This window comes from Streptomyces sp. NPDC057010 (genome assembly GCF_042673805.1).
In the GTDB taxonomy this organism is placed as follows: domain Bacteria; phylum Actinomycetota; class Actinomycetes; order Streptomycetales; family Streptomycetaceae; genus Streptomyces.
Window position 1 is genome coordinate 408379 of sequence record NZ_JBHUSC010000002.1, and the last position, 6000, is coordinate 414378.

The 6000-nt window shown below is 71.7% G+C and carries 7 protein-coding genes, 1 tRNA gene and 1 other RNA gene; 8 read left to right on the top strand and 1 reads right to left on the bottom strand.

What is annotated here, in order from left to right:
- Positions 1-41 precede the first annotated feature (41 nt).
- From ACFTXQ_RS04465 to ACFTXQ_RS04490, 6 genes are all read left to right on the top strand, one after another.
- Complete coding sequence (locus ACFTXQ_RS04465; protein WP_382635757.1) at positions 42-686, top strand: Crp/Fnr family transcriptional regulator; 645 nt, start codon at positions 42-44, stop codon at positions 684-686.
- A 267-nt stretch (positions 687-953) separates the two neighbouring features.
- On the top strand, positions 954-1673 hold the full coding sequence (locus ACFTXQ_RS04470; protein ID WP_382635758.1) for a hypothetical protein: 720 nt from the start codon (positions 954-956) through the stop codon (positions 1671-1673).
- A complete protein-coding gene (locus tag ACFTXQ_RS04475) occupies positions 1670-1930 on the top strand; it encodes a hypothetical protein (protein ID WP_382635760.1) in 261 nt (86 codons plus the stop codon). The genes ACFTXQ_RS04470 and ACFTXQ_RS04475 overlap by 4 nt, the downstream gene beginning before the upstream one ends.
- Positions 1921-2661, top strand: a complete 741-nt coding sequence (locus ACFTXQ_RS04480; RefSeq protein ID WP_382635762.1) for a hypothetical protein — start codon at positions 1921-1923, stop codon at positions 2659-2661. The genes ACFTXQ_RS04475 and ACFTXQ_RS04480 overlap by 10 nt, the downstream gene beginning before the upstream one ends.
- On the top strand, positions 2658-2966 hold the full coding sequence (locus tag ACFTXQ_RS04485) for a DNA-binding protein (RefSeq protein ID WP_382635763.1): 309 nt from the start codon (positions 2658-2660) through the stop codon (positions 2964-2966). Before ACFTXQ_RS04480 ends, ACFTXQ_RS04485 begins: the two co-directional genes overlap by 4 nt.
- Positions 2963-4099, top strand: a complete 1137-nt coding sequence (locus tag ACFTXQ_RS04490; RefSeq protein ID WP_382635765.1) for a hypothetical protein — start codon at positions 2963-2965, stop codon at positions 4097-4099. The genes ACFTXQ_RS04485 and ACFTXQ_RS04490 overlap by 4 nt, the downstream gene beginning before the upstream one ends.
- A gap of 65 nt (positions 4100-4164) precedes the next feature.
- On the opposite strand, the gene ACFTXQ_RS04495 is transcribed toward ACFTXQ_RS04490, so the two are convergent.
- Positions 4165-4252: transfer RNA gene (locus ACFTXQ_RS04495), tRNA-Ser, on the bottom strand.
- Positions 4253-4384: 132 nt separating this feature from the next.
- Here ACFTXQ_RS04495 and ffs point away from each other — a divergent pair.
- Together ffs and ACFTXQ_RS04505 are read left to right on the top strand one after the other, a co-directional pair.
- Positions 4385-4479, top strand: an RNA gene (gene ffs / locus ACFTXQ_RS04500) — signal recognition particle sRNA small type.
- Positions 4480-4547: 68 nt separating this feature from the next.
- Positions 4548-6000 (top strand): DNA polymerase III subunit gamma and tau (locus tag ACFTXQ_RS04505; RefSeq protein WP_382635767.1); only part of this gene is annotated, 1453 nt, incomplete at its 3' end.

Genomic DNA, 6000 nt, shown 5'->3' on the forward strand with positions numbered 1-6000 from the left:
GTGCAGGGCAGCCGGCCCCGCGCGGGCCGAGAGGAGCGAGCATGTGGCTGTACGACAAGCGCTGGCGCGGGCTGCTGGAGCTGGCCCCGAAGCAGAAGCAGACGTTCTGCCCGGGTGACGTCCTGGTTCCGGGAAACGAGGATTTGGGCTATGTCCTGGCCCTCACCGACGGCGTGGTCAACGCAACCGTCACCACAGCCGACGGCCTGCAGCTGCAGCTCGCGCGGCGCGAGCCACCGTGCGTTCTGGGTGACCTGTCGGCCCTCCGCGGCGGTCGCACGAGCGCCTGGGTGACAGCGATCACGGACGCGACCGCCGTGCGGATCACGGCTCCCGCCTTCACGGACTACCTCAACGGCCTAGGCCTGCCCGGCCGGTTGCTCGCCGAGGTGCTGGAGTGGGCGTACGGAGAGGATCTCAAGCGGGCACGAGAGCGTGTCCTGCCCCTGCGGTCCCAGGTGGCCGCGTTCCTGCTGACCGTAGCCGGAGAAATGGACTCCGGGCATCTGGAGGGCATGGACCAGGAAGAACTGGCGGCTCTCTTCCACGTATCCGGGAGGACCCTCCGGGATAAGGCCCTGCGGCCTCTGGAGCAGGCCGGCGCCCTCGTTCGCGGCCGCCGGCGCGTCACGATCGCAGACGAGATGGCGTTGCGCCGGGAGATCGCCGGCTTCGGCGCCCACTGACCGGACCGCACCGGAGGGCAAGCACAAGCGGCCGGTCGCCTGCCGGAAACCCTTCCGCCTGCGGGCGGCGGCCGCCGCGCATCCTCGGATCAGTCGCAGCAGCGCCTGAACCGACACTTCCCTCGTCAGGAGGATGCCAGTGTCCGAACCGCACCTCGTTCCCTGGGGCGAGAGCCGCACGATGCCCCCGTACGTCGGTGTCCTCGCCGTCGACGCCAAGGACTCACCCGCCTCCCGGCCCTTGCGCACCCCGATGTCAGCCGCCGCGTGCCCGCGCTCGTGGACCGGGCCCTGCGCGCCGCCGGACTCGCCGAGCTGGCACGCGCCAAGCGGTTCCCGGCCCACACCGGCGACGGCATCGCCTTCGGTCTGCCCACCGCGCTCCTGCCCTTCGTCGTCTGGCCCTTCGTGGACCGGCTGCAGGACGCCCTCACCGAACACAACGCACGCACCGACAGCCGCTTCGGCCTCCGTCTCCGCATGAGCGTGCACGTCGGCCCCCTCCCCGACACCGGGCACGCCGGCGACGGCGAGGGCACGGCGCGCAATGACACCCACCGGCTGCTGGACTCAGAGCCGGTGAAGGAGGCCCTCGCCCGTTCCAGCGCGGCGGTCACGCCGCTGGCGGCGGTCTTCTCCCAGAGGGTCTACGAGGACGTGATCCTCAGCGGCTTCGCGGGCCTGCACCCCGACCGCTGCGTCCGCGTCGAGGCCGTCGTCCCGGGCAAGGCTTTCCGGCAGCCGGCGTGGCTCTACGTACCCAGCCCCTCCGGTGACCTTCTGGGCGACGGGCTGCGCCGCACGGACGGCGTTGCCCCCGCACGCGACGAAGCCCCGGCAGCCGCCCCGAAACCCACCCTCGGAACCCAGCACGTGGGCCACGGAGTCGCGGTCATGGGATCCGTCTCGGGCGGCCTGAGCTACCAGCAGGGCCCGGCTCCGCGAGCCGGACGAGGCACCACACCGCCATCCGCTGCACCCCGGTGACCACGCTCCCGCACCAGGCGGTCGGCCACGGCATCGGTGTCCAGGGCGAGGTCAACGGAGGCATCACGCAGAACACCTTCCACATCGTCTTCGGCGTGCCACCGTCCCAGACCATCCCCACCACGCAGCACCCGCCGTCCGGCCCCTTCGAGCTCTGGCTGGAGGCCCTCATCGCGCTGGGCCGGGCTTCCTCCCTGTCCGCCCGGCTCTTCCTGCCCCCGCACGTGACGAAAGGAGACGACGACACATGGGAATGACCCTGTTCAGCTCCCTGGAACGAGAGATCGGCGCGGCAGACGCCGATGCCGGCAACCCTCTCCTGATCACCGCGCCCCTCGCCGGGGGACCGGCATACCTGACCCCGCGGGCGGCCCGCGACCTGATCCGGCAGCCGCGCGCCGAGGCGGCTGTCGCGGTGTGGCGGGAGGTCGTCGGTGCTGCACAGAGGGAAGCGGAGGGATCCGGCCGCTGGACGCTGCTCGCGCTGTGGCTGGCCCTGCCGAGATTGCGTGGCCCCGTCGCGTTTGCTGTGCGTCGGTTCTTCATGGACGAGGCGGACGCCGAGTCCGAGGCGGCGGCCGCGTTCCTGGAAGCGCTGGCCGCCGCCGACCCGGGGGACCCCCGGCTGGGCTCCGCGATGGCGGATTTGGCGTGCCGTCGGCTCTGGGCGTACGGAGCCCGTGTGCTGCGCGAGGTCCCCGTCGCCGATGTCGCGGCGATCGCGGCGGCTCGGACCGAGGGCCTGCCCGCCGAGGAGGACCTGCCCGACGCGGAGGGGTGGAGCCTCTACGTCGCTCCACCCGACAGGAAGGACGGACTCTCCGCGCCGCTGCGCTTCACCCTCTCGTCCGCCGCGGTCGAAGAGGCCCGACTCACTGCCCTTGCGGACCGGATGGGGCTGAGTGACCTTGTGTTCCGGGCCCGGAGGCCCGGCGAGGGCCCGCCGATCGGCACTCTGTCCCTGCGCCCCGTGGGAGCACCCCGGTGAGCGCCTGGGAACGGCGACGGTCGCTGTCCTTCTCGGAAGCCTTCGATCTGCCCCTCTCCGTCGATCTGCGCACGGCCGCTCGCGCCTTCGGAATCTGCTCCGCGACCGCGTACAAGCTCATCCGCCTCGGCAGGTTCCCCTGTCCCGTCCTCAGGGTCGGCCGCTGTTACCGCATCCCGACGGCTTTTCTCCTGCGCGCTCTCGGCATCGAGGAGAGGCCCGTGTATGCGGTGCCTCTCGAAGAGGACCCGGCCGACCCGTCCACTCATTGCGACGACCGTCCCGAAACGGAGGACCGCGCATGACCACCATCACGCCCCCCGCCGTCCGCACGACCGAAGACCTGGCAGACCCCCCGCGCACCTGGTCGTGCTTCGTGATCACCCCGATCGGCAACGAACATGCAGAGCAGGGAAGCCTCGAACGGGAGGCGTACGAACACTCGTTGCGGATCTTCGAAGAGGTCGTCCTGCCCGCCTGCTCCCGTTACGGGGTCACGCCGGTCCGCTCCGACGGTATCGCCGAGGCGGGCGAGATCACCGACCAGATCTGCCGCCACGTACTCCAGGACGACCTTGTCATCGCCGACGTGGGCGGCGGCAACCCCAACGTCATGTACGAGCTCGGGCTGCGCCACGCCACGGGCAAACCGGTCATCCACATCGGCGAACACGGACGGCTGCCGTTCGACATCTCGCCGATCAGGACCATCCAGTTCCAGGCCGACACCAAAGGCGGTCTGGTCGATGCCCGGAAGAAGCTCGAAGCCGCCTTGGAGACCATGCTCCGTGGTGCCTTCGAACCGCTGACGCCGGCCAGGATCCTCCGTGGCCTGGGCACCGACCCGTTCTCCCCGGCCCGCGTGGGGGAGGATGAGGAGGACGAGAACTCCCCCGGCCTCGTGGAGCGCATGGCCGTCGTCGAGGAGCAGATGGAGGCGATGACGGAGGACTTGGACGGTGCCACCGACGCCCTCCAGCGCATCACCGGTGCCGCCGAGGAGTTCCTGCCGACGCTCTGGCAGCCCGACGCCCCCTCCAGCACCCAGCAGGCGATCCTGCACCGGTTCGCGCGGGCGATCGAGGACCCGGCCGCCGACCTGAAGGGTTGTGCCCAGCGGTTCGCGGACAAGATGGGTTCCCTCGACGCCGCGGTACGGGCGGGTCTTGCCTTCCAGCGGAGCATGCCGTTGCAGGCTTCGGACACGCCCTCGGAAGGTCCGGCCGACCTCCTGGAACAGCTGACGGGGTTGTCGGCATCGGTCCAGGACGGTGTCGAGGCCATCGCCCTGTTCGAGGCCCTGTTCAAGGCCTTCTCCTCGCTCAGCCGCTCCCTGCGCGCCCCGGGCCGGGAGATCGCGGCGGCTCTGAGGCTCTTCCGCCAGTCGGCCTCTTACTTCGCGCAGTGGGAGCACCTGGCGCGGACCGAGGACGGCTGAATCGCACCGTGAAACCGGGGAGACGCCCGAGGGCCGGGCCGCTGATGCGGTCCGGCCCTCGGGGCTGGCGGAGGATACGAGATTCGAACTCGTGAGGGGTTGCCCCCAACACGCTTTCCAAGCGTGCGCCCTAGGCCACTAGGCGAATCCTCCGCCGCAAACAATACAAGACGTTGAGGGGTGCTCGCGAACGTGATCGTCTGCGGGGGTCCTGGTGGGGGGTCGTGGGATCGGGGCGGGGGGCGCGGGCTCGATTCCGGGGGCCGGGATCCGCTAGGGTGGGGGCCAGCCCCTCACGTGGCGCTATCTCACCCAACTCCCCCAGGGCCGGAAGGCAGCAAGGGTAAGTGGGCTCTGGCGGGTGCGTGGGGGGCCCTTTGCGTTCCCGGGAGCCCTGAGTGGCGTCGGCGGGCCACCGTTGTCGGTGGGCCCGGATAACCTCGTAGACGTGTCGTCCCTTGCGCTGTACCGCCGCTATCGCCCCGAGTCGTTCGCCGAGGTCATCGGGCAGGAGCATGTCACTGCACCGCTGATGCAGGCCCTGCGGAACAACCGGGTCAATCACGCGTACCTGTTCAGCGGGCCGCGCGGCTGTGGAAAGACGACCAGCGCGCGCATCCTGGCCCGGTGCCTGAACTGTGAGCAGGGTCCCACTCCGGATCCCTGCGGGGAGTGCCAGTCCTGCCGCGACCTGGCCCGCAACGGGCCGGGGTCCATCGACGTCATCGAGATCGACGCCGCCTCGCACGGTGGTGTGGACGATGCCCGTGACCTGCGGGAGAAGGCCTTCTTCGGGCCCGCGTCGAGCCGGTACAAGATCTACATCATCGACGAGGCGCACATGGTCACCTCGGCGGGCTTCAACGCCCTGCTGAAGGTGGTCGAGGAGCCGCCGGAGCACCTCAAGTTCATCTTCGCGACCACCGAGCCCGAGAAGGTCATCGGGACGATCCGGTCCAGGACGCACCACTACCCCTTCCGGCTGGTCCCGCCCGGGACGCTGCGGGACTACCTGGGCGAGGTCTGCGGGCGCGAGGGTGCCAGTGTCGAGGACGGCGTGCTGCCGCTCGTCGTGCGCGCCGGCGCCGGGTCCGTGCGTGACTCGATGTCCGTTATGGACCAGCTGCTCGCCGGTGCGGGTGATGCCGGTGTGACGTATGCCATGGCGACCTCCCTCCTCGGGTACACCGAGGGCTCGCTGCTCGACTCCGTCATCGACGCTTTCGCCGCCGGGGACGGGGCCGCCGCCTTCGAGGTCGTCGACCGGGTGGTGGAGGGCGGCAACGACCCCCGGCGCTTCGTCGCCGACCTGCTGGAGCGGCTGCGGGACCTGGTCATCCTGGCCGCCGTGCCCGACGCCGGGGAGAAGGGGCTGATCGACGCCCCCGCCGATGTCGTGGAGCGGATGCAGGCCCAGGCCTCCGTCTTCGGGGCCGCCGAGCTGTCGCGCGCCGCCGATCTGGTCAACACCGGGCTCACCGAGATGCGGGGCGCGACCTCGCCGCGGCTCCAGCTCGAACTGATCTGCGCCCGCGTGCTGCTGCCCGCCGCCTTCGGCGACGAGCGGTCCTTCCAGGCTCGGCTCGACCGGCTGGAGCGCAGCGGGGCCGCCGCCTTCGCGGCCGCCCCCGCCCCCTCGATGGGGTACGTGCCCGCCCCCGAGGCGCACGCCATGGCGCCGGTCGGCCCCGGTGGCGGTGTCGCCGCCGCTCGGGCCGCCGCCCAGGCTCCGGCGCACGTGGCTCCCGTCGAGCCGGTACGGGCTCCCGCGCCGCCGGAGCCCGCGGTCCAGGCCGCGCCGCCCGCGGCGCCGCCCGCACCGCCCGTCTCCGCGCCCGCGCCCGCACCCGCTCCCGGCGCCTGGCCCGGCGCCGCGCAGCCCGGGGCCGGAGCCCCCGGCG

Bases quoted from the DNA above. Each gene is read 5' to 3' on its own strand.
- ACFTXQ_RS04465 (WP_382635757.1), top strand. From the start codon at position 42: ATGTGGCTGTACGACAAGCGCTGGCGCGGGCTGCTGGAGCTGGCCCCG.
- ACFTXQ_RS04490 (WP_382635765.1), top strand. From the start codon at position 2,963: ATGACCACCATCACGCCCCCCGCCGTCCGCACGACCGAAGACCTGGCA.
- ACFTXQ_RS04480 (WP_382635762.1), top strand. From the start codon at position 1,921: ATGGGAATGACCCTGTTCAGCTCCCTGGAACGAGAGATCGGCGCGGCA.